Consider the following 26,862-nt stretch of genomic DNA (forward strand, 5'->3'; position numbering starts at 1 on the left):
GATCACGGTTCACGACCCGGCGTTGACGTTGGCGAAGACGACGGCGGCGATCGCCAGGACCAGGGAACCGGCGAGCAGAGCGCTGAGGTAGGTCTGCACGTTGCCGGTCTGGGCGCGGCGTACGGCGGCGCCGAGCCAGCGCGCTCCGGTGCCGGAGCCGCGTACGTAGGTGTCGACGACCTCGCGGTCCAGGAACCGGACCAGGCCCGCGGCGGCCCGCACGGGGCGGACGAACAGGGCCGTGTAGAGGGCGTCGAGGTGGAAGCCGGTGGCGGCGTGGCGATGGAGCGGGCCGAGCAGGAGGCGGCCCGGGTCGGCCGGGTCGGGGGCGTCCCCGGCGGTGCCGTAGGCGGCGGTGTGCGCGGTCAGCGCCTCGGCCTCGACGAGGGCGGGTTCGGCGTCGGGGTGGGGGGCGACGGTGCCGACGGCGGTACGGGCGGCGAGTGCCGAGGTGTGGCGCCAGGCGCCGTAGGTGACGAGGCCGCCGACGAGTCCGATGCCCGTGGAGAGGACGGCGGTGGTGAGGGAGGGGGCGAGGCCGTGGTCGTCGAACCAGTCGCCGATCGCGCCGACGGTCAGCCCGAAGGCGATGGTGGGAACGGCGAGGACCCACAGGACGGTGGTCATCGCGACGGGCTGGCGGCCATGGTCGGGGGCCTCGGCACCGCGGCCACGGAAGGCGAGGAGCCAGAGGCGGGTGGCGTACGCGGCGGTGAGGGCCGCGGTGAGCAGTCCGGCGACGAGGACGGTCCAGCCCGTGGCGGACGGGGCGACGTGCCGGTCCCCGAACGCGGTGTGCTCGGCGGCGACGAGGACGGCTTCCTTGGAGAAGAAGCCGGAGAACGGCGGGATGGCGGCGAGCGCGAGCAGGGCGACGGTCATCGTCCAGTAGGCGTCCGGGATGCGCTTCGCCAGGCCGCCCATGCGGGACATGGCGGCCAGTGAGTTGGTCCCGGCGGCGTGGATGACGACACCCGCCGCGAGGAAGAGGACGGCCTTGAACGCGCCGTGCGAGAGGAGGTGAAAGACGGCGGCGCCGCGGTCGCCGACGGCCAGGGCCCCGGCCATGTAGCCGAGCTGTCCGATCGTCGAGTAGGCGAGGACGCGTTTGATGTCGTCCTGGGCGAGGGCGGCGAGGGCGGAGCCGGTCATCGTGACTGCGGCCATCACGGCGAGGACGACGAGGGCCGCGCCGGACTGGGCGAAGACGGGAAGGAGCCGGGCCACGAAGTAGATGCCGGCCGCGACCATCGTCGCGGCGTGGATCAGCGCGGAGACGGGGGTGGGGCCGGCCATCGCGTCGGGCAGCCAGGTGTGGAGGGGGAACTGCGCGGACTTCCCGGCGACACCCGCGAGGAGCAGCAGGGCGATGAGGGTGGGGTGGTCGAGGCCGCCGTTCGCGACGGCGCCCAGGATGCGGGTGATGCGGAACGAGCCGGTGTCGGCGGCGAGCGCGAACAGCCCGATCAGGAAGGGGACGTCGCCGAGCTTGGTGACCAGGAACGCCTTGAGGGAGGCGGCGCGGGCCTCGGGTGTCTCCCAGTAGTGGCCGACGAGGAAGTACGAGCAGATGCCCATGATCTCCCAGCCGACCAGGAGCACCATCAGGTCGCCGGAGTAGACGACGAGGAGCATCGCGGAGGTGAAGAGGGAGACGAGGGCGGTGTACGAGGGGTAACGGGGGTCGTCGCGCAGGTAGGCGGTCGAGTAGATCTGCACGCAGGTCGCGACGAGCCCGACCAGGACGGCGACGAGGACCGCGAAGCCGTCGAGGTGCAGGGCGAGGTCGATCGGCACGGACCCGGTGGGGGTGAGCCGGGTCGCCGCGTCGACGGCCGGCCCGCCGCCCTGACGCGAGGCGACGACGACGGCGAGCAGGAAGGCGGTGAGGGTGGGCAGTACGGCGAGGGGGCGTACGAAGCCGGGCGCGACGCGTCCGGTGAGCAGACCGCCCGCAGCGCCCAGGAACGGAAGGAGGGGGACGAGGACGGCGAGGGTCGTGGTGGTCACGGAGTGGCCTCTGCCTTCTGTGCCTTCCCTGCCGGAGCAGTGGCCTGGTCTGCGGTGTCGTGGTTCCCGTCGGTGCCGGGGGGCGGCTCGTCGGGGAGCGTCTCGGCGGCGTCGGTCTCGGCGGTGTCGCGGAGACGGTCGATGTCCGAGGTGCCCCGGTTGCGGTACACGGCGAGGACGACGGCCAGGCCGATGCCGATCTCCGCCGCCGCTACGGCGATGGTGAAGAGGGTGAGGGCCTGTCCGGCGTGGAGGGTGTCGCGGAGCCAGACGTCGAAGGCGACCAGGTTGAGGTTGACGGCGTTGAGCATCAGCTCGACGGACATCAGGACCAGGATCGCGTTGCGGCGGGCGAGCACCCCGTACAGCCCGGTGCAGAAGAGGAGGACGGCGAGCACGGCGGGGTAGGCGAGGTGCATCAGCTCTGCTCCCTGCCGTGCTTGCGGGACAGGACGACGGCGCCGACGAGGGCGGCGAGCAGCAGGACGGAGAGCGCCTCGAACGGCAGCACCCAGTGCCGGAAGAGGGACACACCGGTCACTTCCGTTGAGCCGCCGACGGGTCCTTCGAGGTCGATCCAGGTGGTGCGGAAGGCGTCGACGACGATCCAGACGAGCGTGCCCGCGGCGGCCGCCGCGACGCCGAGGGCCACCCGGCGGTTGCCGGAGTCGGCGTCCGGGGAGCGGCCGATGGGCGCCTTGGTGAGCATCAGCCCGAAGAGGAGGAGGACGACCACGGAACCGACGTAGATCAGTACCTGCACCCAGGCGATGAACTCGGCGGTGAGCAGGAGGTACTCGACGGCGAGTCCGCCGAGGGCCACGACGAGCCAGAGGGCGGCGTGCACCAGCTGTCTGGTCGTGACGGTGACGAGGGCGGCGCCGAGGGTGGCGATGCCGACGAGCACGAAGGCGATCTCGACGCCGGTCGGGGAGAGGAAGCCGGAGGGTGCGGAGGGGACGGAAGGGAGGGACTGGGCGGCCCCGGCTGCGGACTGGGCCGCGATGGCTGCGAGTGTCACGCCTCCCCCTCTTCTTCCTTCTGTTCCTGCTGGTCCTGCTGGTCCGTCCGGTCCTCGTGGGCCTGCCGCGTCTCGGCGGTCTGCCGGGCCTCGGTGGCCTGCTGGGCCGCCTGCGCCTCCTTGGCACGCTGGGCCTGGAGTTTCTCCGCCGTCTTGCGGGCGGCGGCGATCTCCTTCGGCTCCTCGGCGGCCGGGTCGAGCGCGGGCGGTTCGGGCACCGTCCACATCCACTCGCGGAGCTTGTCGCGCTCGTGGGTGAGTTCGAGGATGTCCGTCTCGGCGTACTCGAACTCCGGCGACCAGAAGAGGGCGTCGAAGGGGCACACCTCGATGCAGATGCCGCAGTACATGCAGAGCGAGAAGTCGATCGCGAAGCGGTCGAGGACGTTGCGGCTGCGCTCGCGTCCTCCGGGGGCGGCGGCCGGCACCGTCTCCTTGTGGGAGTCGATGTAGATGCACCAGTCCGGGCACTCGCGGGCACAGAGCATGCAGACCGTGCAGTTCTCCTCGAACAGCGCGATCACGCCGCGGGACCGGGGCGGCAGTTCGGGCTGGACGTCCGGGTACTGCGCGGTGACGTTCTTCCGCGTCATCGTCCGCAGGGTGACGGCCAGGCCCTTGGCCAGGCCGGAGCCGGGAACGGCCATCAGTTCATCGCCACCTTCACGATGCCGGTGAGCGCGATCTGCGCGAGAGCGAGCGGGATGAGCGTGGTCCAGGCGAGCTTCTGGAGCTGGTCCTCGCGGAGCCGGGGGTAGCTCACCCGCAGCCAGATGACGACGAAGGCGAGGACCGCGGTCTTGAGGAGCGTCCAGAACCAGCCGAGTCCGTCGGCGCCGAACGGGCCGTGCCAGCCACCGAGGAAGAGCACGGTGGTCAGCCCGCTCAGCACGACGATGCCCGCGTATTCGGCAAGCAGGAACAGCGCGAAGCGCAGCCCGGTGTACTCGGTGTACGCGCCGAAGATGATCTCCGAGTCGGCGACCGGCATGTCGAAGGGCGGGCGCTGGAGCTCGGCGAGTCCGGCCACGAAGAAGACCAGCGCGCCGGTGATCTGCCAGGGCAGCCACCACCACTCGAAGGCGTCGAGGATGCCCGGGAGGGAGACGGTCCCGGCGGCCATGGCGACGGACGCGGCGGCGAGCAGCATCGGCAGTTCGTACGCGAGCAGCTGGGCGGCCGTGCGCAGTCCGCCGAGGAGGGAGTACTTGTTGGCCGAGGCCCAGCCGGCCATCAGCGAGCCGAGCACGCCGACGCCCATCACGGCGAGCACGAAGAAGATGCCCGCGTCGACGACCTGCCCGACCGCGCCCTCGCCCGGGCCGATCGGGAGGGCGACGAGGACGAGGAGGTACGGGAGCAGCGCGACGGCCGGTGCGAGCTGGAAGACGCGGCGGTCGGCATCGGCCGGTACGACGTCCTCCTTCTGCGCGAACTTCACGCCGTCCGCGACGAGCTGGGCCCAGCCGTGGAAGCCGCCCGCGTACATGGGTCCGAGCCGGCCCTGCATGTGGGCCATCACCTTGTGCTCGGTCTGCCCCACGACGAGCGGGAGGACCATGAACGCGACGAAGACGATGACGAGACGGAGGGCGACGTCGAGTACGTCGTTCACGCGGTATCGCCTCCGTCGGGACGGTCGGGGGTTTCGGGGCTCTCAGGGCTTTCGGGCCCGGTGCCGGGGGAGTCGGGCGACGCGTCGGTGCTGGGCGACGCTTCGGAGCCCGGCGACGTGGCGGAGTCCCGTCCCTGGGTGCTTCCGGGGGCGGGCTCCGAGGTGGTTCCGGGTTCGTCGAAGGCGGGACGGGCGTGGTGCCAGGGCGCGTCGCCGCCTCCGGCCTTCGGCTTCGGGGTTGCCGGGCCGGTCGGGGCTGCCGGGCCGGTCGGGGCTGCCGGGGCGGTGGGAGCCGGTGCCGGATCGGTCGGCGCCGGGCCGGTCGTCGGCTTCGGTGCCGTGTCCCGGGCGGGCGCCGCGGGCGGGACGGTCGTGCCCGGCTCGGCGGCCCCGGCCGACGGCGCCTCCGCCGTCGGCCGACTGGCCGAGCCCTCGCTCGCGCTGCGGGTACGCCGTACGGGACGCTCGCCCGCCGCGCGCGCGGTGCGGGCGGGGCGGGACGGGGCGGGCGGGAGCTGGCCCTTCAGCGGGCCCCACTCGTTCGGGTCGGGGACGCCGGGCGGCAGCATCGTGCGCCGCTTCGGACCGCCGTGCTCCGACTCGCCCGGCTCCTTCGCACCTGGCCACGCCTTGGCGACACGGGCGGCCAGGACGAAGTCCTTGCGCAGCGGGTGGCCCTCGAACCCCTCGGGCAGCAGCAGCGGCACCAGATGCGGGTGGCCCTCGAAGCCGATGCCGAACATCTCGTGCGTCTCGCGCTCGTGCCAGGCGGCGCCCGCGTAGACGTGGACGGCCGTGGGGAGCGACGCGGCGTCGTGCGGAACGGTCGTACGGACGAGGAGCCGCCGGACCACGCCCGGTGCCAGGGCCACGACATGGGCGCACACCCGGAAGCCGGTGCCCGGCTCGTCGACCGCGCTCAGCCAGTCGAAGTAGCTGCAGCCCAGCCGGTCGCGGGCCGTTTCCAGGGCGGTGGTCCAGGAGCCGGCGGGCACGTCGACGGTCAGCAGGTCGTACGCCAGCTCGGCCGTCGCGCCCTCGCCGAAGAGTTCGGCGGCGGCGTCCGGCAACCGGTCGTAGGCGGTGGGGTCGTACGCGTCCCGCCCGGGGGCCACACGCTCCTCGTCGGCCCCGCGGTTCTCGGGGGCGCGGCCCTCGTGGTCGCGGTTCTCCGCTCCTCCGGTCACTTCCGCTCCTCCCCCGGTACCGGCGGGGCGGCGACCAGGCCGCTGCGCAGCGCTGCGGTGGAGGGACGGCCTCCGCCCGTTGCGTACCGCTCGCCCAGCGACTCGCGGGCGATCTTCTCCTGGAGCTTGAGGATGCCCTGGAGCAGTGCCTCGGGCCGGGGCGGACAGCCGGGGACGTAGACGTCGACCGGAATGATCTGGTCGACCCCCTTCGTCACGGAGTACGAGTCCCAGTACGGGCCGCCGCAGTTGGAGCAGGCGCCGAAGGAGATGACGTACTTCGGCTCGGGCATCTGCTCGTACAGCCGCTTCACGGCCGGGGCCATCTTGTCCGTCACCGTGCCGGAGACGATCATGAGGTCGGCCTGGCGGGGGCCCGGGGCGAACGGGATCACACCGAGCCGGATGAAGTCGTGCCGGGCCATGGAGGCGGCGATGAACTCGATGGCGCAGCAGGCGAGCCCGAAGTTGAAGACCCAGAGGCTGTAGCGGCGGCCCCAGTTCAGGACCACCTTCATCGGCTCGGGCGCGAGCCGGGACAGGACGCCGAGCCGCTTGGGCTCCGGCAGGAACGCAGGAACGGGCTGCGGTTCGGTCCCCACCCCGTCGTCGGTCGGCACGACGCCCGACCCGTCGGCCGGTACGGCACCCGTCCCGGGCGCCGATTCCGTTCCCGGACCCGCTCCGTGCCGGTGCTCGGGGGGCGGAGGGCTCGTCACGTCCATTCGAGGACGCCCTTCTTCCATGCGTAGAGCAGTCCTACGGCCAGGAAGCCGAGGAAGATGAACATCTCCACCAGGGTCGTCGCCCCGTATCCGGGAGCGGCGAACACGGTCGCCCAGGGAAACAGGAAGATCGAGTCGACGGCGAAGATCACGTACAGGAAGGCGTACACGTAATAACGGACCTGCGTATGCGCCCATCCTTCACCCACAGGGTCCACGCCGCACTCGTACGTCAGGAGCTTTTCCGGGGTGGGCACGACGGGGCGCAGCAGGCGCCCGGCACCGAACGCGACGGCGACGAACAGCACGCCGATCACGGCGAGCATTCCGACCACCGCGTAGCCGTGGAAGTAGTCCGACGCGAGAACGGTCGGTTCCGGCAGATCCGCCACGTCCGTCCCTCGCTCCCTCGATCGATCCGTTCGGCGATGCTGTACGCGGTCGCGCGCAGTTGTACGCACGGGAGTCTAGGCCCTGTTAAAGGGAGGGTAAGCAGCCGCGTCGGACAACGGGTGGGGTTATCCCTACTTCACGCCACCCATGAACCCCATGGCATGCGTGGCCCTCGCCCGGCAGGCTGGGGGCATGACCATGAGCCCCCTGGTGCCCGCCGACGACGTTCCGCCGCCCGCCCGCTTCGCCCTCGACCGGTGGACGTGGAAGGAGATCGCACACCTCCTGGCGAACCTCCCCATGGCCGTGGCCGGTTTTGTTTACGCGGTGTTCATGATCGGGGTCGGTGTGGGGTTCTCGGTCACGGTGGTCGGGCTGCCGCTGCTCGCCGCCGGTCTGCACGGGGCGCGACTGATCGGCAGGGCCGAGCGGGCCCGGGCGCGGGCGATGCTCGGGGTGCACGTCGACGAGCCCAGCCCGGTGGTGCTGACCCGCACGGAACAGGGGTTCTTCCCGTGGCTGTGGTCGAGCCTCAAGGATCCGGTGGGCTGGCGGGCGGTGCTGTACTCCTTCATCCGGCTGCCGTGGGGAGTGCTCACCTTCGTTGTGACGTGTGTGAGCTTCTTCCTGCTGTGGCCGGTGCTCCCCTTCATCACGCGGTCCCTCACCAATGTGGACCGGATGATGGCTCGCGGGCTGCTGTCGCCCTCGGACGAGCTGGAGCGGCGGATCGCGGAGCTGGAGTCGGACCGGGGGGTGGTCGTGGACACCGCCGCCGCCGACCTGCGCCGCATCGAACGCGACCTCCACGACGGCGCACAGGCCCGACTCGTCGCCCTCGCCATGGACCTCGGCCTCGCCAAGGAAAAACTCACCCACGACCCCCAGGCCGCCGCCCGCATGGTCGACGAAGCCCACGGCGAAGTGAAAACCGCCCTCCAGGAACTCCGCGACCTCGCCCGAGGCATCCACCCCGCCGTCCTCACCGACCGCGGACTCGACGCCGCACTCTCCTCCATCGCCTCCCGCTGCACCGTCCCCGTCACGGTCTCGGTGGATCTGCCCGCGCGCCCGGCGGCGGCGATCGAGGGCATCGCCTACTTCACGGTCTCGGAGCTGCTGCAGAACATCAGCAAGCACAGCGGGGCCCGAACGGCGTCGGTCGAGGTGTGGCGGGCCGGGAAGCGGCTCATGCTCCAGGTCACCGACGACGGCCGCGGCGGGGCGCGGCTGGACGGCGGTACGGGCATGGCCGGGCTGGCCGAACGGCTGGGCGCCGTCGACGGGCTGTTCGTCCTCGACTCGCCCGTGGGCGGCCCCACGACGGTCACCGCGGAGCTGCCCTGGCGGGACCGTGAAGAGGGACGGGGCCGGGGTGGTCGCGGCCGGGGCGGCGCGGCAGCGTCCGCCGAGCGCGCCTGAACACACCTGAACCCGGGTCTGAACCCAGGTGAATGCGCCGGGCGCCCTCGGCGCGTTCACGGCGCGCTCTCTGCGCGCCCAGGTCGGAAGCGGTGCGGAGGACCGGTCGCCACGGGCCGGTCCTCGCGCCGTCGTGGTCGGCATCCCTCGGGGGTGGGGAAAACCCCCGTCCGAAGAGGGATACCGCCCTCATGGTGGGCGCGCCCTCGGGCCCAGCACTCTTGGACTACGGCCACGAGAACGACCACAGCCACAAGAACCACGGCCACGAGCGCCTGTGCCGCCGGCCTGCCACCCCGGCAGACCGTCGAATACGCCACACCAGCAGGCCCCGGGCGCCAGGCCCACCGGCCCCCGGCCGCAGACCGCAGACCGCCGAGCAGCACGAGAAGAAACGGACACCATCCATGGCCACGGCATACGGACCTGACTCCCGGGACCACCAGCGGTCCGGAGCCGGCTTCGGGGACCACGCCCCGGTGCGGCACTTCCTGCCCCCAGTGCTGCGCGCGCCCTTCGAGGGCAGGACCCTGCGGGAGCTCGGCCATCTGTCGCTGAGCCTGCTGATCAGCCCGGTCCTGTTCGCCTTCGCGGTCGGTTTCACGGCTGCGGGGATCGGGACGCTGATCACCTTCCTCGGCGTGCCGATCCTCGCCGGCGCGCTGGCCATGTGCCGGGGCTTCGGCGCGTTCGAGCGGGTCCGGGCGCGCGGGCTGCTGCACCTGGACGTCGCGGAGCCGGAGCCGGTGCGCGGCAGGAACGGCAGCCTGATGTCCTGGATGGGCGCGGTCCTCAAGAGCGGGACGTCCTGGCGCCACCTGCTGTACATGCTGCTGCACCTCCCGTGGGCGATATTCGCCGGTACCGTCTCGCTGACGTTCTGGGTGACCGGGTGGGCCGTCTTCGCCTACCCGCTGTGGAAGTGGGTGTTCCCGAAGTACGTGGGCACCGGCGGCATCCAGCTGTACGGCGACGACCACCACCAGGTCTACCTCGACTCCCCCTTCGAACTGGCCGCGACGAGCGTGTGCGGTCTGGTCCTCGTCCTGTTCACGCCGTGGCTCATCCGCGGTCTGGCGAGTGTGGACCGGCTGATGGTGGCGGGGCTGCTCGGTCCGTCCCGGCTGGCCACCCGCGTCAGCGAGCTGGAGTCGGACCGGGGGGTGGTCGTGGACACCGCCGCCGCCGACCTGCGCCGCATCGAACGCGACCTCCACGACGGCGCACAGGCCCGACTCGTCGCCCTCGCCATGGACCTCGGCCTCGCCAAGGAAAAACTCACCCACGACCCCCAGGCCGCCGCCCGCATGGTCGACGAAGCCCACGGCGAAGTGAAAACCGCCCTCCAGGAACTCCGCGACCTCGCCCGAGGCATCCACCCCGCCGTCCTCACCGACCGCGGACTCGACGCCGCACTCTCCTCCATCGCCTCCCGCTGCACCGTCCCCGTCTCCGTGGACGTCGACCTGGCGTCCCGGCCCGCCCAGGCCATCGAGGGCATCGCCTACTTCACCGTGTCGGAGCTGCTGCAGAACATCAGCAAGCACAGCGGCGCCCGCTCCGCCTCCGTCGACGTATGGCGGGCCGGGAACCGCCTGATGCTCCAGGTCACCGACGACGGCCGCGGCGGCGCCGATCCGTCCTCGGGCAGCGGGCTCGCCGGTCTGGCCGAACGGCTGGACGCGGTGGACGGAGTGCTCGTCGTGGACTCCCCCACGGGCGGTCCGACGCGGATCACGGCCGAGCTGCCCTGGCGTGGCTGAATCCGTTCGTAGCGGTCCGCGCGCGCCATTGACCTGAAGGCCTGCGTGCGGAGGCCCGTGGCGCCCATCCCCCGCGCCACGGGCCTCCGCACGCCGTGCCCCCGCGCACGCCCTCCGTATCCCGTCGTCATCCGGTCGTACGCCCCTCCGTATCCCGTGCTCCCGCACCACGGCCTTCGCATCCCCTGCTCCCGGCCGCCGCGCAGGCTCGAAATCAAGCCTGTGCGGCGGCCGGGCACACGAATCCGCGAATACAAGCGAATACTGGGATGCTGAACGCCGTACGGACCGGCCCGCGAACGGCGCGGGACCGGCAGGCGGTACGGAACCGGCAGACGATGTGCGGGACCGGCGAAGAAGGCGCGGACCGGCGGCGACGTGCGGGACCGGCGATCAGTGGGGGAACAGGAAGTCATGGTGGAGGACAGGGTGCGGGTGGTCATCGCCGAGGATTCGGTGCTGCTCCGCGAAGGGCTCACCCGGCTGCTGACCGATCTCGGGCACGAGGTCGTCGCGGGTGTGGGCGACGCCGAGGCGTTGATCAAGACGGTGCGCGATCTCGCCGGTCAGGACGCGCTGCCCGACGTGGTGGTCGCCGACGTACGGATGCCGCCGACCCATACGGACGAAGGGGTCCGGGCGGCCGTGCGGCTGCGCAAGGAGTACCCGGGAATCGGGGTCCTGGTCCTTTCGCAGTACGTCGAGGAGCGGTACGCGACCGAGCTGCTGGCCGGTTCCAGCCGAGGTGTCGGTTATCTGCTCAAGGACCGCGTCGCGGAGGTCCGCGAGTTCGTGGACGCGGTGGTCCGGGTGGCGCGGGGCGGCACGGCGCTGGACCCGGAGGTGGTGGCGCAGCTGCTGGGCCGGAGCCGCAAGCAGGACGTCCTGGCCGGGCTGACGCCGCGCGAGCGGGAGGTGCTCGGTCTGATGGCCGAGGGACGGACGAACTCCGCGGTGGCCAAGCAGCTGGTGGTGAGCGACGGGGCCGTGGAGAAACACGTCAGCAACATCTTCCTGAAGCTGGGCCTGTCCCCCAGTGAGGGGGATCACCGCCGGGTGCTGGCCGTGCTGACCTATCTGAACTCCTGACGGGCTGACACTCTGTCAGGTATCCGCCGCGTCGGGGTGGGGTTCGCCACCTCCGGGCAGGAATCCCGCCGGCGGGGTCCTACAACCAAAGAATGAACGCACAGCTCTTCGTCGAACGATTTGGGGGGTTCGCGAAACATGACAAAACGGTACAGTATCGCGTCTCATAACCATGTCCACCATGTGACCTGTCCAGGGAAGGCGACCCTTACCGTCGTAGGGTGGGCACCGGGACCGTCGGCGGGCCGACCGGTCCCGAGCCGCCGCGAGGGAGGTCCAGTTCAGTGACCAGCCAGGTCAGTAGCCCAGCCGAACAGGCCGACGAGGCCGACGAGGCACTTGCCGGGGAGCAGCGTGCCCTCGACGCCGGTCACGCGAGCTCCGGGGACAAGGAAGTCCGTCGCCTTGATCGTGTGATCATCCGGTTCGCGGGTGACTCGGGTGACGGTATGCAGCTCACGGGTGACCGTTTCACGTCGGAGACGGCATCGTTCGGGAACGATCTGTCGACGCTGCCGAACTTCCCCGCCGAGATCCGGGCTCCTGCCGGGACCCTGCCGGGCGTCTCGTCGTTCCAGCTCCACTTCGCGGACCACGACATCCTCACCCCCGGCGACGCCCCGAACGTCCTCGTCGCGATGAACCCCGCCGCGCTCAAGGCGAACATCGCCGACGTACCCCGCGGCGCCGAGATCATCGTCAACACCGACGAGTTCACCAAGCGCCCCATGGCGAAGGTCGGCTACGACAGCAACCCCCTGGAAGACGGCTCGCTGGACGGCTACAGCGTCCACCCGGTGCCGCTGACCACGCTCACCATCGAGGCGCTCAAGGAGTTCGGGCTCTCCCGCAAGGAGGCCGAACGCTCCAAGAACATGTTCGCCCTGGGGCTGCTCTCCTGGATGTACCACCGGCCCACCGAGAACACCGAAGCGTTCCTGCGGGCCAAGTTCGCGAAGAAGCCGCAGATCGCGGAGGCGAACGTGGCCGCGTTCCGGGCGGGGTGGAACTTCGGTGAGACGACCGAGGACTTCGCCGTGTCCTACGAGGTCGCGCCCGCCACCCGCGCGTTCCCGGCGGGTACGTACCGCAACATCTCGGGGAACCTGGCCCTGTCCTACGGGCTGATCGCCGCCTCCCGCCAGGCCGACCTGCCGCTCTACCTGGGCTCCTACCCGATCACCCCCGCCTCCGACATCCTGCACGAGCTGAGCAAGCACAAGAACTTCGGTGTGCGCACCTTCCAGGCCGAGGACGAGATCGCCGGTATCGGCGCCGCGCTGGGCGCCGCATTCGGCGGGTCGCTCGCCGTGACCACCACCTCCGGCCCCGGTGTGGCACTGAAGTCGGAGACGATCGGCCTCGCGGTCTCGCTGGAGCTGCCGCTGGTGGTCGTGGACATCCAGCGCGGCGGCCCGTCGACCGGTCTGCCGACCAAGACCGAGCAGGCCGACCTCCTCCAGGCCATGTACGGGCGCAACGGTGAGGCGCCGGTACCGGTCGTGGCACCGCGCACCCCGGCGGACTGCTTCGACGCCGCCCTGGACGCGGCCCGCATCGCCCTGACCTACCGCACCCCCGTCTTCCTCCTCTCCGACGGCTATCTGGCCAACGGGTCCGAGCCGTGGAAGATCCCCGAGCCCGACGAGCTGCCCGACCTGCGGGTCCAGTTCGCCACCGGCCCCAACCACACCCTGGCCGACGGCACCGAGGTCTTCTGGCCCTACAAGCGCGACGAGCAGACCCTGGCCCGGCCCTGGGCGGTGCCCGGCACCCCCGGTCTCGAACACCGCATCGGCGGCATCGAGAAACAGGACGGCACCGGCAACATCTCCTACGACCCCGCCAACCACGAGCACATGGTCCGCACCCGCCAGGCGAAGATCGACAACATCGCCGTCCCCGACATCGAGGTCGACGATCCGGACGGCGCGCGCACCCTGGTCCTGGGCTGGGGCTCCACCTACGGCCCCATCACCGCCGCCGTCCGCCGTCTGCGCACCGAGGGCCACCCCATCGCCCAGGCGCACCTGCGCCACCTCAACCCCTTCCCCCACAACCTCGGCGAGGTCCTGGCCCGCTACGACAAGGTGATCGTGCCGGAGATGAACCTCGGCCAGCTCGCCACCCTCATCCGGGCCAAGTACCTCGTCGACGCCCGCAGCCACACCCAGGTCAACGGAATGCCGTTCAAGGCCGAACAGCTCGCGACGGCCCTCAAGGAGGCCATCGATGCCTGACACCAACCAACTCCTCCAACTGGTGCCCAAGGCCGAGGCCAAGCAGTCCATGAAGGACTTCAAGTCCGACCAGGAAGTGCGCTGGTGCCCCGGCTGCGGCGACTACGCCGTCCTCGCGGCCGTCCAGGGCTTCATGCCCGAGCTGGGCCTCGCCAAGGAGAACATCGTCTTCGTCTCCGGCATCGGCTGCTCCTCCCGCTTCCCGTACTACATGAACACCTACGGGATGCACTCCATCCACGGCCGCGCCCCCGCCATCGCCACCGGGCTCGCCACCTCCCGCCGCGACCTGTCCGTCTGGGTCGTCACCGGCGACGGCGACGCCCTCTCCATCGGCGGCAACCACCTCATCCACGCCCTGCGCCGCAACGTCAACCTCAAGATCCTCCTCTTCAACAACCGGATCTACGGGCTGACCAAGGGCCAGTACTCCCCCACCTCGGAGACCGGCAAGATCACCAAGTCGACGCCGATGGGCTCCCTCGACGCCCCCTTCAACCCGGTGTCCCTGGCCCTGGGCGCGGAGGCGTCGTTCGTCGCCCGCACCATCGACTCGGACCGCAAGCACCTCACGAGCGTGCTGCGCGCCGCGGCCGACCACCCCGGCACCGCGCTGGTGGAGATCTACCAGAACTGCAACATCTTCAACGACGGCGCCTTCGAAGCCCTCAAGGACAAGGACCGCGCCCAGGACGCCGTGATCCGCCTCGAACACGGCCAACCCATCCTCTTCGGCGCCGACAACTCCAAGGGCGTCGTCCGCGACCCCGCCACCGGGGATCTGGAGGTCGTCGAGGTGACGGACGGCAACCGGGACCGCGTCCTGGTCCATGACGCGCATGCCGCGTCCCCGACCACCGCCTTCGCGCTCTCCCGGCTGGCCGACGCCGACACCCTGCACCAGACCCCCATCGGGGTGCTGCGCAGCGTCGAGCGGCCGGTCTACGACACGCAGATGGCCGAACAGCTCGACGCCGCCGTCGAGCGGAACGGCAAGGGCGACCTCTCCGCGCTTCTCGCGGGCAACGACACCTGGACCGTCGTCGGCTGACTGCCGGTCACGAGCGTCCGCGATCGCCGGACGGGCTGAAATTCCGGCCCGTCCGGCGTTTGCGTACCGGTGGACCACCGTCCGGGACCCCACCATGTGGCCATGACCTCGGACCGTCCGGCCTACGACCGTCCCACGTTCGACCGTCCCGCGTACCGCATCAAGCGGCGTCTGCTCGGCCGACCGCTCACCACCCAGCGCATCAGCGAGGAGAAGCTGAACAACCGGACGGCGCTCGGGGTGCTCGCCTCCGACTGCATCAGTTCGTCCGCGTACGGCTCCGAGGAGATGCTGCGGGTCCTGGTGCCCGTCGTCGGCGCGGGCGCGTTCACCCTGCTCATGCCGGTGACCGGTGCGATCCTGTTCGTTCTGGTGCTGCTGACGCTCTGTTACAGCGATGTCGTGATGATCTACACCCGCACGGGTGGTTCGTACGTCGTCGCGCGGGAGAACTTCGGGCCGGACGTGGCGCAGATCGCCGCCGTGGCCCTGCTCGTCGACTACATCGTCACCGTCGCCGTGCAGGTCTCGGCCGGCACCAACGCCCTGATCTCGCTCGCCCATCTGGTCGGCAACGAATTCACCGGCCTGGACCACCTCCAACTGCCGGTGTCCGTCGCCGTGATCGTGATCCTGGCGTACGGAAACCTGCGCGGGGTCCGGGAGGCGGGCCGGGCCTTCGCGCTGCCCGCCTACCTCTTCATGGCGGCGGTCGGTCTGATCCTGCTGGTCGGCACGGTGCGCGGGCTCACGGGCGGACTGCCGCACGCCGATCTGCGCGCCGAGGGCGTGGTGCCGGTCGGTACCCCGGGCGACGGCTGGCTGTACGGGGCCTCGCTCTTCATCGTGCTGCGCTCGTTCGCCAACGGGGGTTCGTCGCTGACCGGCCTGGAGGCGATCTCCAACGGCATCTCCACGTTCCGCGAACCGCAGGGCCGCAACGCCCGTCGCACCCTGATCGCCATGAGCCTGATCCTGGGCGTCCTCGTGCTGGGGGTGTCCACGATGGCGCACTTCACCCATGCCGTGCCGTACGTGGACGGCACGCCGACCGTCATCGCGCAGGAGGCCCATCTGGCGTTCGGCGACGGCCCGCTGGGCACGGCCGGGCTGGTCTTCGTGCAGCTGGCGACCGCGCTGGTGCTGTACACCGGCGCCAACACCCCGTTCACCGGCTTCCCGTACCTCGCCAGCTTCGTCGCAAAGGACCGGTTCCTGCCGCGGCAGCTGACCCGGCGCGGGCACCGGCTGGCCTTCTCCAACGGCATCATCTCGCTGGCCGTGGTCTCGCTCGCGCTGCTGCTGGTCACCGGCGCCAGCGTGGACCGGCTGGTGGCCCTGTACGCGATCGGCGTGTTCACCGCGTTCACCATGGCCGGGTCCGGGCTCGCCGCGTACCACCTGCGCCGCCGCGAGCCGCACCGGCGGCTGAAGATCGCCGTCAACGTCATGGCCGCGGGCGTCTCGGCCGCGGTGGTGCTGATCTTCGCGATCACCAAGTTCACCGAGGGCGCCTGGCTGGTCGTGGTCGTCTTCCCGCTGGGCGTGTGGGCGTTGATGCGGATCAACCGCGAGTACCGGCGCGAGGCGGCCGCGTTGCAGAACTTCCCGCCCCCGGGCATCGGCCGGGAGCGGTACCACCGCCATCTGGTCCTGGTCCTCGTCGAGTCGCTGGACCTCGCGACGCTGAAGGCGCTGCGGTACGCCCGTGAGCTGCACCCGGACGAGATCCGCGCGGTGCATTTCGCGATCGACGAGGCGTACGGCCGGCGGCTGGCCACCCGGTGGGGAGCGACGTCCGCCACCTCCGTGCCGCTGGAGCTGGTGGCGTGCCCGGACCGGCGGCTGCGGCACGCGATGCTGCAGCTCGCCTCCCGCACCACGGAGGACGGGCAGACCTGGCTGACGGTGCTGGTGCCCCGGCGGACGTACCGCAATGTGCTGGGCAAGCTGCTGCACCGGGGCACGGGCGAGCAGATGGCGAAGACCCTGGCACGGCTGCCGCACGTGGCGGTGACGATCCTGCCGTTCGACGTGTCGTGGGCGCTGCGGCAGTTGGAGGAGGGGCGCGCACCGCAGCCGGACTGACGAACGACGGCCGTGCGGAGCGGCCGGGGCGCGGGGAGGGGGCGGCGAGCCCGTTCGCCTCCCGGGGCCACTACCCCTCGTGGGCCTTCCGCCGGTCGTACGTCTCGCGCGCCGACCGCACCGCGTCCAGGCTCCGTTCCGTCCAGCGGGCCAGCGCCCACACCTGCTCGGCGGCCTCCCGGCCCAGCAGGGTGAGCGAGTAGTCCACCCGGGGCGGGATCACCGGCTTCGCGTCCCGGTGCACGAAGCCGTCGCGCTCCAGTGTCTGGAGGGTCTGGGCCAGCATCTTCTCGCTGACCCCGCCGACCTGGCGGCGCAGTTCGCTGAAGCGGTACGAACGCTCCAGCAGGGCGGCGAGCACCAGCACCCCCCAGCGGCTGGTGACGTGTTCGAGCACCAGCCGGGAGGGGCACATCGGCCGGTTCACATCGGGTCTGCGGTCCTCGGGCCTGGAGTCCACGGCGCTCACACTCATGCCAGTACCTTACTTCAAGGTGGGTACTTTCCATTAGTTAGTACCCCTCTTAGGGTGAGCCGAAAGAGCCCGTACGCAGAAGAACCCACGCGCAGAAGATCCCGGACGTCGAGGAACACGGACCGGGACCGATGCCGCCGAAGGCTCCGGAAGCGCGGAAGCACCGAAAGCAGAAAGCAGAGAACCCTCATGAGCATCGTTGTCACCGGAGCCACCGGAGAGCTCGGCCGCCTCGTCGTCGACCGGTTGCTCACCACCGTCCCCGCCGACGAGATCGCCGCCGTCGTCCGGAACGAGGAGAAGGCGGCCCCGCTCGCCGCCCTCGGTGTCGGGATCCGGGTCGCCGACTACGACCGCCCCGAGACCCTGAAGGACGTATTCCGGGCCGGTGACCGCGTCCTGCTCATCTCCGGCAGCGAGGTCGGCAGGCGCGTGCCGCAGCACACCGCCGTGATCGAGGCGGCCAGGGCGGCGGGGGTGGCACAACTCGCGTACACCGGCATCCTGGGCGGCCCCGACGCCGACTTCGAGCTGGCCGCCGAGCACAAGGTCACCGAGCGCCTGATCCTCGACTCCGGGCTGCCGTACACCTTCCTGCGCAACGGCTGGTACACCGAGAACTACACCGCCCACCTCGGGCCCGTCCTGGAGCACGGTGCGGTCGTGGCCAACGCGGGCGACGGTCGGGTCGCCTCCGCCACCCGCGCCGACTACGCCGCCGCCGCGGCGGCCGTCCTCACCGGCGAGGGCCACATCGGCGCGGCGTACGAGCTGAGCGGCGACGTCGCCTGGTCGTTCACCGAGTACGCGGAGCAGGTCGCGAAGGCCACCGGCAAGGAGATCGTGTACCGGCCCGTCCCGGCCGCCACGCACCAGGAGATCCTGGTCGGCGCCGGTGTCCCCGAGCCCTTCGCGGCGATCCTCGTCGACGTCGACGCCGCGATCGAGCGCGGGCTGCTCGCCGGCGTCGGCGGCGACCTGGCCCGGCTGATCGGCCGCCCGACGACGCCGCTCGCCGAGACGATCGCCGCGGCGGTCGCCGGGACGGACGCCGGGGCCGGGGCGTAACCCCACCCACCGGGCAGAGACCCCTGTGTCATGGCCGTATCGTCATACGGTCATGACACAGGGCGTCCGGCGGCGATACCGTCGTGCGGTCGATGCAGCGCCCGACCCAGACATGCCGGGAGGAGCCGTGAGGTCGGTGGGGTCCATAGGGTCCGCGGGGTCCACGAAGGGAACGAACGAACAACGTGCCGGACTGCTGTCCGGCATCGGCGCCTACGGACTGTGGGGCATCGTCCCGCTGTTCTGGCCGCTGCTGAAACCCGCGGGCGCGATCGAGATCCTCGCCCACCGCATGGTCTGGTCCCTCGGGGTCGTCGGCATCGCGCTGCTGGTGCTGCGCCGCTGGTCCTGGATCGGCGCGCTGGTACGCCGGCCGCGGAAGCTCGGCCTGATCACGGCCGCGGCGGCCGTGATCACGGTCAACTGGGGCCTCTACATCTGGGCCGTGAACAACGGCCATGTCGTCGAGGCGTCGCTGGGCTACTTCATCAACCCTCTGGTCACCATCGCCATGGGCGTCCTGCTGCTCGGCGAACGACTGCGCCCGGCACAGTGGGTGGCGGTCGGCACCGGGGTCGCGGCGGTGCTGGTGCTGGCGATCGGCTACGGGCGGCCGCCGTGGATCTCGTTGACGCTGGCGTTCTCCTTCGCGACGTACGGCCTGGTGAAGAAGAAGGTCGCCATGGGCGGGCTGGAATCGCTCGCCGCCGAGACCGCCGTGCTGTTCCTGCCCGCCCTCGGCTATCTGCTCTGGCTGGGCGCGCGCGGCGAGTCGACGTTCGGCTCCGAGGGGCCCGGCCACGCGGCGCTGCTGGCCGCGACCGGTGTCGTCACGGCCACACCGCTCGTCCTGTTCGGGGCGGCGGCGATCCGCGTACCGCTGTCCACGCTGGGCCTGTTGCAGTACCTGGCACCGGTGTTCCAGTTCGTGCTGGGCATCCTCTACTTCCACGAGGAGATGCCGCCGGAGCGATGGGCCGGGTTCGCCCTGGTCTGGCTGGCCCTCACCCTGCTGACATGGGACGCGCTCCGGACGGCGCGGCGGACGAGGGCCGAGGCGGCCCGGACCCTGGCGGCGCGGACGGCGGCACAGCCCTCCCCCTCGGTACCGCCGTCGGCCGGGGACCCCGCCCCGCCCTCCGCCACGACCCCGGCATCATGACCGGATGACACAAAGATTACCCGGTTGCTTTTTTAACTCGGTTACGTTTTGCTGGGCATCCACGAAACCCCTGACCGAGGAGCCCGCGTGTCCCCAGCCGCACCCGTCACCCACGTACTGATCGTCGGCTCGGGCCCGACCGGCCTGACCCTCGCCTGCGATCTGGCCCGTCGCTCCGTCGACGTACGGATCATCGACAAGTCGCCGGACTTCCCGCGCAGCTCACGGGCGAAGGGCCCCAACCCCCGCTCCCTGGAGGTGCTGGCGGACCTGGGGGTGGTGGACCGGGTGCTGGCGGCCGGTTCGGCGCCGCTGCCGATGCGCAAGTACCGGAACGGGCTGCCGGTCGCCGACGCCGACCCGTACGGGGCGTCGCGTCCGGCGCCCGATACCCCGTACGACCGCCCGCGGCTCATCGCCCAGTGGCGGCTGGAGGAGATCCTCCGCGACCGCCTCGCGGAGTACGGCGTCCGTGTGGAACTCGGTTCGGAGGCGGTCGGGCTGACCCGGCACGCCGACTCGGTGACCGTCGGCCTCGCCGACGGCCGGAGCATCGGGGCGCGTTACGTGGTGGGCTGCGACGGCGGCCACAGCCCGGTGCGCAAGATGCTGGGCGTCACGTTCGAGGGGAGGACGGCGGAGGACCAGGTGATGGTCTGCGGGGACGTCACGGTGGACGGCCTCGACCGCGGCGTCTGGCACCAGTGGTTCGACGAGGACGGAGCCGTGATGCTGTGCCCGATCCCGGGCACGCGATCGGGCTGGTGGTTCCAGGCGGGTCCGGAGCGCGACGCGGCGGGCGCCCCCGTACCGCCCTCGCTGGAGAGCTTCCGCCGACTCCTCACCCAGCACACCGGGCTGCCGGGCGAGCGCATGTCGCGGGCCGAGCTGCTGTCCACGTACCGGGTCAACGAGCGCATGGCCGACCGCTACCGGGTGGGCCGGGTGCTGCTGGCCGGGGACGCCGCGCACGTGCATTCCGTCGCGGGCGGGCTGGGCATGAACACCGGGATCCAGGACGCGTTCAACCTGGGCTGGAAGCTCGCCCTGGTCGTCGCCGGGCGGGCGGCCCCCGGCCTGCTGGACACGTACGAGGAGGAGCGGCTGCCGGTGGCCGCGTGGACCCTGGGCCTGACGGCCGAGCGCCTGCGGGCCACGCTCGACGCGATCAAGGAGCCGGGCGGCGGACTGGACTCGGCGGTCACCGCGAAGACCATGGGGCTGGGACCGGACGGCGGCTACCCCTGGAGTCCGCTCTCCCGCGACACCCGCCGCACCGCGCACTCCCCCGTGGACCCGGTCACCGGACCGGCCACCGAATCGGCCACCGGCCCACGGGCGGGCGACCGGGCCCCGGACGCCCCCTGCCTCGACGTCGCGACGGGTGCGCCGACGCGCCTCTTCGAGGTGTTCGCCGGGCCGCACTTCACCCTGCTGGGCTTCGGTCCCGGTACGGCACAGGCGCTGCGCGCGGCGGAGGCGGACCACGGCGACCTGCTGCGGGCGACCGGAGTGGACGCGGGGGCACGGCACGGCCTGAACGACGTCGCGGGCCACGCCCGTTCGGCGTACGGCGTCGAACGGGACACCCTCGTCCTGGTGCGCCCGGACAACCACATAGGGCTGATCGCGCCCGCGGAGGACGGCCGCGCCGTCGGCGACTACCTGGACCGCGTCGTCGGCGCCGGACCGGACGCCTGACACCGCCGGGGGCGGACCCACCGCATTCCGCACAGTGTTCCGTACGGCATTCAGGCGGGCTTTGACGGCGTCACGGTGAGGCATCGCTGAACTACCAGCCGTTTATATTCTTCTGACATGCCATGAGCCGATCCACGCGCATGTCCGGGGCCGTCCGCGTGCTCCTGCGTACCGTCGTCGCGACCCTGTCCACGCTGTCGTTCCTCGTCGGCCAAGCCTCGCCCACGGCGCACGCGGCCGACGGCACGGAGCGCGCCCGGCCGTCCGGCCGCGAGCCGGGCGGCCCTGGTCCCCGCCTCCAGGACGGCCGCTCGCACCACACCCGGGCGCCGGGGAACCGGACGGCCTCCCCGGCGCCCGCACACGCCCCCGTGCCCGCGCTCGTCGCCGACCCCGCGCACCCCCGCTTCGCCGCCGCGTACGCCGACGGCCCGATGAGCACCGGCGTGCTCGCGACGGGCGCCGGGGAGGCCCCGCGAAGCTCCGGGGTCCCGAGCATCCCGGCGTCCATGGCCGGGGACGGGGGCCACCTGGTGCCGAGCGCCTCGGGGACCGGTCACCCCGGGCTCTCCCACGCGGGTCTCGCATTCACCACGACCGGTCTCCTGGCCGTCGCCTGGGCCGTCGGAGGCGGCGGCCTCCGCACGATGCGGCGCGGCGACCGGAGCTGAGCGGCGCCCCGACGGAGGCCGGGGGCGTGGAAGCGGTCGGCGGCCGTCCGGTCGGTCCGGGGTCCGGGCGCGATCACCGGGCGCACCACAGCCGCTCCCCGGCCGTCCAAATACAATCCGACAATGCTCAATCTTCGCGCCCGCACCGTGGTCTTCGACATCGATGGCACGCTCTGCTTCGACGGACGGACGATCGACGGCCGGATACTCGCGGCGATCGGCGCGTGCGAACGCGCCGGCCACCACGTGGTCTTCGCGTCCGCCCGCCCCGTTCGTGATCTGCTGCCCGTACTCGACGGAGCGTTCCCGTCCGCCACGCTGATCGGCGGGAACGGAAGCCTCGTCTCGGTCGACGGCCGGGTGCGGGCCCGGGCCGCGTTCGATCCCACCGGGCTCGGCGCGCTGCTGGAGGCGGTCGAGCGGTACAAGGGCACCTATCTCGCCGACGGACCCTGGGACTACGCCTACACCGGGCCCGCGGACCACCCGATCCGCGGCCGTGTCGACCAGGGCAACCTGGCGAGCAGGGTGAACCTCGCGGAGCTTCCCGAGGTCGTGAAGTTCCTTGTCGTCGGCGCGTCGGACATGGCGGAACTCGCCGAGGCCGGCCGCGGGCTCGGGCTGACGGTCAATCATCACCTCGACGAGGCGATCGTCGACATCGGCCCGGGGTCGACGACGAAGTGGGAAGCCCTGACCTCGCTCGGGATCGACGAGTACGTGGCGTTCGGCAACGACATCAACGACCTCGATCTGCTGCGGAACGCGGAGCGAGCGGTACGGGTCGGCGCGCACCCGAGCCTGGACGGTGTCGCCCATGTCACCGTCGCGGCCGCCCCGGAGGCGGTCGCGGCCGAGATCTCCCTGCTGGCCCGGACCTCCCCGACCGACGCCCGGTGAGCCGTACGGGGGTCGCCCGGTGCGCCGTGCCGCTCGGTGTGAGCCCTGTTCGTCCGGCGTGATCCAGTCGGTGAGCCGTGCCGCTCGGCCGGGCACGGCGCCGGCGCGGCCCCTCAGCCGGTGGTGGCGTGCCGGGCGCGGTGGGCGCGTACCTTGTGGAGGTTGCCGCAGCGTTCCATCGCGCACCAGCGCCGTCGGCCCGGGCGCGAGGTGTCGATGAAGACCAACGCGCAACGGTCCGAGCCGCATTCGCGCACGCGGTCGGCGTACGGCCCGGTGAACAGTTCCACGGCGTCCCGCGCCACGGTCGACAGCAGGGCCGTTCCGGTCGCGCCCGGGGCCCACCCGAAGGCACCGGACGCGGCGTCGACACGAGGGACGAGCGGCGGTTCGGCCGCCGCCGCGTTGACCGTGCGCAGCGCGCCCGGGTCGAGCGGACGGCCGTGCGCGCGGGCGGACGCCAGCTCCCACAGAGCGGCGCGCAGCGCGTGCGCCCGGCGCAGTTCCTCCGGGCTCACCTCCGGCGACAGCCCGCCCGGCAGCCGGCATTCGCCCGCCCAGCGCACCAGGTCGGCAGGGGTGCGCAGCACCTCGTACGCCGCGTACCGCGCGCACCCGCCGGTGGGCAGCAGCTCCAGGCACAGGGTGCCGGGATCGAAGCGGTAGGGACGGCCCTCCGGCGTATGGAGAACCAGTCCCGGGGGCTCCTTCGCGGGCTCGGTCACGGTCATGTAACCAGGATAAGCGGTTTCCGCGAGCGGACGGCCTCACCGGTACCGGCTCCCGGGGGGCGGGCGGCGGGGCCTGAGCCCGGGGCCCCGCCGCCCGCCTCATCCCCGGCCCCGGCCCGACCCCGTTCCCGGCCCGGCCCCGGCTCAGTCCGCCGCCACGTCCTGCGGGTACCAGCGCAGCTCGACCGTGTTGCCGTCCGGATCACGGACGTACACCGACTGCGCCGTGCCCCGGGCGCCGGAGCGGCTGACCGGGCCCTCCAGCACGGTGAAGGTGCCCGAGTCGATGACCTGCTGCCAGTCCAGCGGCTCGACGACCAGGCAGATGTGGTCGACGTTCGACTCGGAACGCGGCCGCTCCAGCAGATCGATGATCATCGTCGGACTGACCCGCACCGACGGGAACGGGAACTCACCGGCCCTCCACTCGTCCACCATCATCGGCTCCAGGCCGAGCGGGCCGCAGTAGAACTCCAGCGCCCGCTCGACGTCCCGCACATTGAGCACCAGATGATCGAAGTCCTTGACTCTCACTCGCACGGCACAACCTCTCGACTCAGCCATTGGCATGGGGTTCGGATGCTTCGGACGGTTCGGCGGGTCCGGTCCGGGCCGGTCCGGCCGTAGGAACCTCGGGGTCCGCGGGGGCCGGGACGGGCGGAGGCCAGGGGACCTCGGCCAGCAGGGGCAGGAGCCGCTCCTCCTCGTCGTCCAGATGCGCGTTCAGCTCCACGGACATCCTCTCCAGCTCCGCGCGGAAGCGCGCAGGATCCGCGATGCCGATGCCCGCGAGCAGCGCGACCAGCTCGTCCTGAATACGCGCGATCGACCGGTGCTCCTCGGCGAGCCGGGCGAACGTGTCGGCCAGGTGCGGGTGGTGGCGGGCGATCCCGGGGAACAGGTGCGCGTCCTCACTGGTGTGGTGGAACCGCAACGACTGGCAGAACGCCAGGCACCGCTGCCGGATCTGGAGGCCCAGGCCCGGGGACGGCGGTCCGCCGGGGCCCCGGTGGGCCGCCCGCGCGGCGAAGTGAGCGTCGGCCTCCGCCCTGACCTGGTGCAACTGGCCCCGCAGCCAGGTGTGCACCTCCATGAGCTTGTCGGCGAGGCTGACGGTCTCCGCGGGTGCCTCCCAGCCCTCGGGTTCGGCGCGCTCCAGGGCCACGACCGGCAGGATCCGGGCGGTACGGGCCTGGTATTCGGCGTACCCGGGCGCCGCGCGCGCCACGTGCGCGAACAACGCGTCGCGCCGCGCCCCCTCGGCGGGGACCGCGAGGGCCTGGAACGCACGCGTGCCGAGCTCGACGCCCACCACCGGGTGTGCGAGCAGGTTGTGGTACCAGGCAGGGTGCGACGGGGCTCCCTGGTCGGAGCCGACGACCAACGGCGTGTCGCCGTGACGGACGAAGCCGAGCGGGGTCGTGGTCTCCCTCCCCGACCTCGCGCCGGTGGTCGTCAGCAGGAGCAGGTCGGCGCCCGCGAAGGGGCCACCGACCCTTCCCCCGTTGGCGCGGAACTCGTCGATGACGGACTGGTCGAAAGATGTGGGCATGCGTGTTCTGTCTCTCCGGAGTGGGGACGAGGCCGCGGCGCGGCGGTCGCGGCAACGGCTGGGCGTGACGTGATGCGTGTGCGGCCCACACCGCGGCGGGAAGACCCCGGAGGGCAGGGAACGCCCAGGGAGCATGGAGAGCCCGGAGGGCACGAGGGGCCCGGAGGGCGGAGAACGCCGCGCGGCGGCCGCGCCGCGTCAGAAGGAGGGCACGGAGTACGAACTACTCATGACGGAACCCTTGGATGAAGGGTGTTCGCCCGATCGTCGGCCGGCCCACTGCTCTTTGGCCGACGTCACGCGACACCGGTTTCATTACACGCAGCCTGCCGTCTCCTGTCAACGCGGCATGTGGCACCACGGGCGGGCGCGTCGGAGAACGGAGCCCGGACCATGTCCACCCCACCCCCCGCCCATGCCCTCGTCGCCACGGACCTGGACGGCACCCTGCTGCGCCGCGACGACACCGTGAGCCCCCGCACCCGCGCCGCCCTCGCCCTGGCGGCCCGCGCCGGGGCCCGGCACCTCGTGGTCACCGGACGGCCGGTGCCCGGCGTACGGCGGCTCCTCGCCGGGCTGGACTACCGGGGCCCGGTGGTCTGCGGGCAGGGGACCCAGCTGTACGACGCCGGGACGGGGCGGATGATGCGTACGGTCACACTGGACCGAACGGCCGCCGACGCCGCGCTGGGAAAGATCGAGGCCCAGGTGGGGCCGGTGTTCGCGGCGGTGGACCAGGCCGGCACCGACGGGCGGACGCTGATCGAACCGGGCTACGTGCTGCCGCATCCGTCCCTGCCCGCCCAACGCACCCGCCGACGCGCCGAGCTGTGGTCCGCGCCCGTCATCAAGGTGCTCGTCCGGCATCCGCGGCTCACCGACGACGAACTCGCCGACGCGGCCCGCTCCGCCGTCGGCGCTCTCGCCTCCGTCACCCACTCCGGGCCCGGCACGGTCGAACTCCAGCCGTACGGGGTCGACAAGGGGAGCGGCCTCTCGCTCGCCGCGGAGTGCCTGGGCGTGGACGCCCGCAGCGCAATCGCCTTCGGGGACATGCCCAACGACCTGCCGATGTTCCGCGCGGCCGGTCACGGCGTCGCCATGGCCGACGCCCACCCGGACCTGCGGGCAGCGGCGGACGAGGTGACGTCGTCGAACGAGGACGACGGGGTCGCCGAGGTGCTTGAGCGGGTGTTCGGCCGGGCCTGAACGGGCCGCGCGGCCCGACCGCGGGAACCGGCCCCCACGGTCCCCCGCCGCCTCCCGCCCCGGCCCTCAGCCGACGCCCTCCGGTACCCCGACCTCCTCCGGCGCCCGCGCCCCCAACGCCCGCAGCACCTGCGTGACCAGGGCCGCGACCGTCTCCTCGTCCGGCACCGGCTTGCGCAGCACGTGGCGGTAGTACACCGGCGCGTACAGCATCTCCACCGCCAGCGGCAGATCGGCGTCGGCCGGGATCTGGCCCTGCGCCTGGGCACGGCGCAGGCGGGCGACCGCCTCCTCGAAGCGGGGGTCGACCAGCTTCGCCCTGACCGTCTCCGCCAGGGCGTCGTCGTGATGGACCTCGGACAGTATCCCGGCGTACGCGGGGCCGAAGGGCGGCGTGGACAGCAGCCGCACCGCCCCCATCACGTTCTCCCGCAGGTCGGCGGCGATGTCCCCGGTGTCGACGAACGGCGTGGTGCCGACCAGGGCGTCGGTGAACGCCTCCAGGATCACCGCGCTCTTCGCGGGCCACCAGCGGTAGATCGTCTTCTTGCTGACACCCGCTCTCGCCGCGATCGCCTCGATGGTGACACGGCCGTACCCCTTCTCCGTGCACAGTTCGAGCGCGGCTTCCAGGATCGCCCGTCGTGATCTCTCGCTGCGGCGCAGTGAACTCGGCGATGTGATCATTCGGTGAGCATAGGTGCGTTCGTACCCGCCCTTGTTGACAGCCCGTCGCCACAAGTCGAACAATGCTGAGGCGGAAACGGAACGTGCCGTGTCGCATCGTTC

The 26,862-nt window shown here is 71.9% G+C and carries 25 protein-coding genes; 12 read left to right on the forward strand and 13 right to left on the reverse strand.

Annotated features, from left to right (window positions below; translation table 11 throughout):
• Nucleotides 1-9 precede the first annotated feature (9 nt).
• The 8 genes from AB0E67_RS05390 to AB0E67_RS05425 all read right to left on the reverse strand — a co-directional run bounded on the left by AB0E67_RS05390 (nucleotide 10) and on the right by AB0E67_RS05425 (nucleotide 6,950).
• On the reverse strand, nucleotides 10-2,010 hold the full coding sequence (locus AB0E67_RS05390) for an NADH-quinone oxidoreductase subunit L (RefSeq protein ID WP_362021123.1): 2,001 nt from the start codon (nucleotides 2,008-2,010) through the stop codon (nucleotides 10-12).
• Nucleotides 2,007-2,429 (reverse strand): NADH-quinone oxidoreductase subunit NuoK, encoded by a 423-nt coding sequence (gene nuoK, locus AB0E67_RS05395; RefSeq protein WP_362021126.1) that lies wholly within the window; start codon nucleotides 2,427-2,429, stop codon nucleotides 2,007-2,009. The genes AB0E67_RS05390 and nuoK overlap by 4 nt, the downstream gene beginning before the upstream one ends.
• Nucleotides 2,429-2,926 (reverse strand): NADH-quinone oxidoreductase subunit J, encoded by a 498-nt coding sequence (locus AB0E67_RS05400; RefSeq protein WP_362021494.1) that lies wholly within the window; start codon nucleotides 2,924-2,926, stop codon nucleotides 2,429-2,431. Before AB0E67_RS05400 ends, nuoK begins: the two co-directional genes overlap by 1 nt.
• A gap of 101 nt (nucleotides 2,927-3,027) precedes the next feature.
• Nucleotides 3,028-3,681 carry an NADH-quinone oxidoreductase subunit I gene (locus tag AB0E67_RS05405; RefSeq protein WP_362021497.1) on the reverse strand — a complete coding sequence of 218 codons (654 nt, stop codon included), beginning with the start codon at nucleotides 3,679-3,681 and terminating at the stop codon, nucleotides 3,028-3,030.
• Nucleotides 3,678-4,646, reverse strand: coding sequence for a complex I subunit 1 family protein (locus AB0E67_RS05410; RefSeq protein WP_351517775.1), 969 nt, complete (start codon nucleotides 4,644-4,646; stop codon nucleotides 3,678-3,680). The genes AB0E67_RS05405 and AB0E67_RS05410 overlap by 4 nt, the downstream gene beginning before the upstream one ends.
• Nucleotides 4,643-5,761, reverse strand: a complete 1,119-nt coding sequence (locus AB0E67_RS05415) for an NADH-quinone oxidoreductase subunit C (RefSeq protein WP_362021500.1) — start codon at nucleotides 5,759-5,761, stop codon at nucleotides 4,643-4,645. The genes AB0E67_RS05410 and AB0E67_RS05415 overlap by 4 nt, the downstream gene beginning before the upstream one ends.
• A gap of 68 nt (nucleotides 5,762-5,829) precedes the next feature.
• Nucleotides 5,830-6,558, reverse strand: coding sequence for an NADH-quinone oxidoreductase subunit B family protein (locus AB0E67_RS05420; RefSeq protein WP_362021129.1), 729 nt, complete (start codon nucleotides 6,556-6,558; stop codon nucleotides 5,830-5,832).
• Nucleotides 6,549-6,950: an NADH-quinone oxidoreductase subunit A gene (locus tag AB0E67_RS05425; RefSeq protein ID WP_073785375.1), complete on the reverse strand. Its 402-nt coding sequence runs from the start codon at nucleotides 6,948-6,950 to the stop codon at nucleotides 6,549-6,551. The genes AB0E67_RS05420 and AB0E67_RS05425 overlap by 10 nt, the downstream gene beginning before the upstream one ends.
• A 193-nt stretch (nucleotides 6,951-7,143) precedes the next feature.
• On the opposite strand from AB0E67_RS05425, the gene AB0E67_RS05430 reads away from it, so the two are divergent.
• From AB0E67_RS05430 to AB0E67_RS05455, 6 genes are all read left to right on the forward strand, one after another.
• The gene (locus AB0E67_RS05430; protein WP_362021132.1) at nucleotides 7,144-8,373 is read left to right on the forward strand and encodes a sensor domain-containing protein; all 1,230 of its coding nucleotides are present in this window, start codon (nucleotides 7,144-7,146) and stop codon (nucleotides 8,371-8,373) included.
• A 407-nt stretch (nucleotides 8,374-8,780) separates the two neighbouring features.
• On the forward strand, nucleotides 8,781-10,136 hold the full coding sequence (locus AB0E67_RS05435; RefSeq protein ID WP_362021135.1) for a sensor domain-containing protein: 1,356 nt from the start codon (nucleotides 8,781-8,783) through the stop codon (nucleotides 10,134-10,136).
• 414 nt (nucleotides 10,137-10,550) lie between these two features.
• Nucleotides 10,551-11,225 (forward strand): response regulator transcription factor, encoded by a 675-nt coding sequence (locus AB0E67_RS05440; RefSeq protein WP_351517767.1) that lies wholly within the window; start codon nucleotides 10,551-10,553, stop codon nucleotides 11,223-11,225.
• 284 nt (nucleotides 11,226-11,509) lie between these two features.
• Entirely contained in the window at nucleotides 11,510-13,465 is a 1,956-nt protein-coding gene (locus AB0E67_RS05445; protein WP_362021138.1) for a 2-oxoacid:acceptor oxidoreductase subunit alpha, read from the forward strand.
• Nucleotides 13,458-14,516 carry a 2-oxoacid:ferredoxin oxidoreductase subunit beta gene (locus tag AB0E67_RS05450; protein ID WP_362021141.1) on the forward strand — a complete coding sequence of 353 codons (1,059 nt, stop codon included), beginning with the start codon at nucleotides 13,458-13,460 and terminating at the stop codon, nucleotides 14,514-14,516. The genes AB0E67_RS05445 and AB0E67_RS05450 overlap by 8 nt, the downstream gene beginning before the upstream one ends.
• A gap of 102 nt (nucleotides 14,517-14,618) precedes the next feature.
• Complete coding sequence (locus tag AB0E67_RS05455) at nucleotides 14,619-16,604, forward strand: APC family permease (protein ID WP_362021143.1); 1,986 nt, start codon at nucleotides 14,619-14,621, stop codon at nucleotides 16,602-16,604.
• 70 nt (nucleotides 16,605-16,674) lie between these two features.
• Here AB0E67_RS05455 and AB0E67_RS05460 read toward each other — a convergent pair whose 3' ends face one another.
• Complete coding sequence (locus AB0E67_RS05460; RefSeq protein ID WP_362021145.1) at nucleotides 16,675-17,079, reverse strand: helix-turn-helix domain-containing protein; 405 nt, start codon at nucleotides 17,077-17,079, stop codon at nucleotides 16,675-16,677.
• Nucleotides 17,080-17,268: 189 nt separating this feature from the next.
• On the opposite strand from AB0E67_RS05460, the gene AB0E67_RS05465 reads away from it, so the two are divergent.
• From AB0E67_RS05465 to AB0E67_RS05485, 5 genes are all read left to right on the forward strand, one after another.
• Complete coding sequence (locus AB0E67_RS05465) at nucleotides 17,269-18,147, forward strand: SDR family oxidoreductase (RefSeq protein WP_362021147.1); 879 nt, start codon at nucleotides 17,269-17,271, stop codon at nucleotides 18,145-18,147.
• Between the two features lie 136 nt (nucleotides 18,148-18,283).
• Nucleotides 18,284-19,309 carry an EamA family transporter RarD gene (rarD, locus tag AB0E67_RS05470; RefSeq protein ID WP_362021150.1) on the forward strand — a complete coding sequence of 342 codons (1,026 nt, stop codon included), beginning with the start codon at nucleotides 18,284-18,286 and terminating at the stop codon, nucleotides 19,307-19,309.
• 87 nt (nucleotides 19,310-19,396) lie between these two features.
• On the forward strand, nucleotides 19,397-21,010 hold the full coding sequence (locus AB0E67_RS05475; RefSeq protein ID WP_362021153.1) for an FAD-dependent monooxygenase: 1,614 nt from the start codon (nucleotides 19,397-19,399) through the stop codon (nucleotides 21,008-21,010).
• Between the two features lie 122 nt (nucleotides 21,011-21,132).
• Entirely contained in the window at nucleotides 21,133-21,681 is a 549-nt protein-coding gene (locus tag AB0E67_RS05480; RefSeq protein WP_362021156.1) for a hypothetical protein, read from the forward strand.
• 123 nt (nucleotides 21,682-21,804) lie between these two features.
• Nucleotides 21,805-22,581, forward strand: a complete 777-nt coding sequence (locus AB0E67_RS05485) for an HAD family hydrolase (protein WP_362021159.1) — start codon at nucleotides 21,805-21,807, stop codon at nucleotides 22,579-22,581.
• Between the two features lie 113 nt (nucleotides 22,582-22,694).
• Here the strand turns inward: AB0E67_RS05485 and AB0E67_RS05490 are convergent, their stop codons facing one another.
• The 3 genes from AB0E67_RS05490 to AB0E67_RS05500 all read right to left on the reverse strand — a co-directional run bounded on the left by AB0E67_RS05490 (nucleotide 22,695) and on the right by AB0E67_RS05500 (nucleotide 24,864).
• Nucleotides 22,695-23,312 carry a CGNR zinc finger domain-containing protein gene (locus AB0E67_RS05490; RefSeq protein ID WP_362021162.1) on the reverse strand — a complete coding sequence of 206 codons (618 nt, stop codon included), beginning with the start codon at nucleotides 23,310-23,312 and terminating at the stop codon, nucleotides 22,695-22,697.
• 144 nt (nucleotides 23,313-23,456) lie between these two features.
• On the reverse strand, nucleotides 23,457-23,846 hold the full coding sequence (locus AB0E67_RS05495) for a VOC family protein (protein WP_362021502.1): 390 nt from the start codon (nucleotides 23,844-23,846) through the stop codon (nucleotides 23,457-23,459).
• 22 nt (nucleotides 23,847-23,868) lie between these two features.
• The gene (locus tag AB0E67_RS05500) at nucleotides 23,869-24,864 is read right to left on the reverse strand and encodes a nitroreductase/quinone reductase family protein (RefSeq protein ID WP_362021165.1); all 996 of its coding nucleotides are present in this window, start codon (nucleotides 24,862-24,864) and stop codon (nucleotides 23,869-23,871) included.
• Nucleotides 24,865-25,257: 393 nt separating this feature from the next.
• On the opposite strand from AB0E67_RS05500, the gene AB0E67_RS05505 reads away from it, so the two are divergent.
• On the forward strand, nucleotides 25,258-26,073 hold the full coding sequence (locus AB0E67_RS05505; RefSeq protein WP_362021168.1) for an HAD family hydrolase: 816 nt from the start codon (nucleotides 25,258-25,260) through the stop codon (nucleotides 26,071-26,073).
• Nucleotides 26,074-26,139: 66 nt separating this feature from the next.
• Here the strand turns inward: AB0E67_RS05505 and AB0E67_RS05510 are convergent, their stop codons facing one another.
• Nucleotides 26,140-26,760 (reverse strand): TetR/AcrR family transcriptional regulator, encoded by a 621-nt coding sequence (locus tag AB0E67_RS05510; RefSeq protein WP_362021171.1) that lies wholly within the window; start codon nucleotides 26,758-26,760, stop codon nucleotides 26,140-26,142.
• Between the last annotated feature and the right edge of the window lie 102 nt (nucleotides 26,761-26,862).

The organism is Streptomyces sp. NPDC032161, assembly GCF_040636995.1.
In the GTDB taxonomy this organism is placed as follows: domain Bacteria; phylum Actinomycetota; class Actinomycetes; order Streptomycetales; family Streptomycetaceae; genus Streptomyces.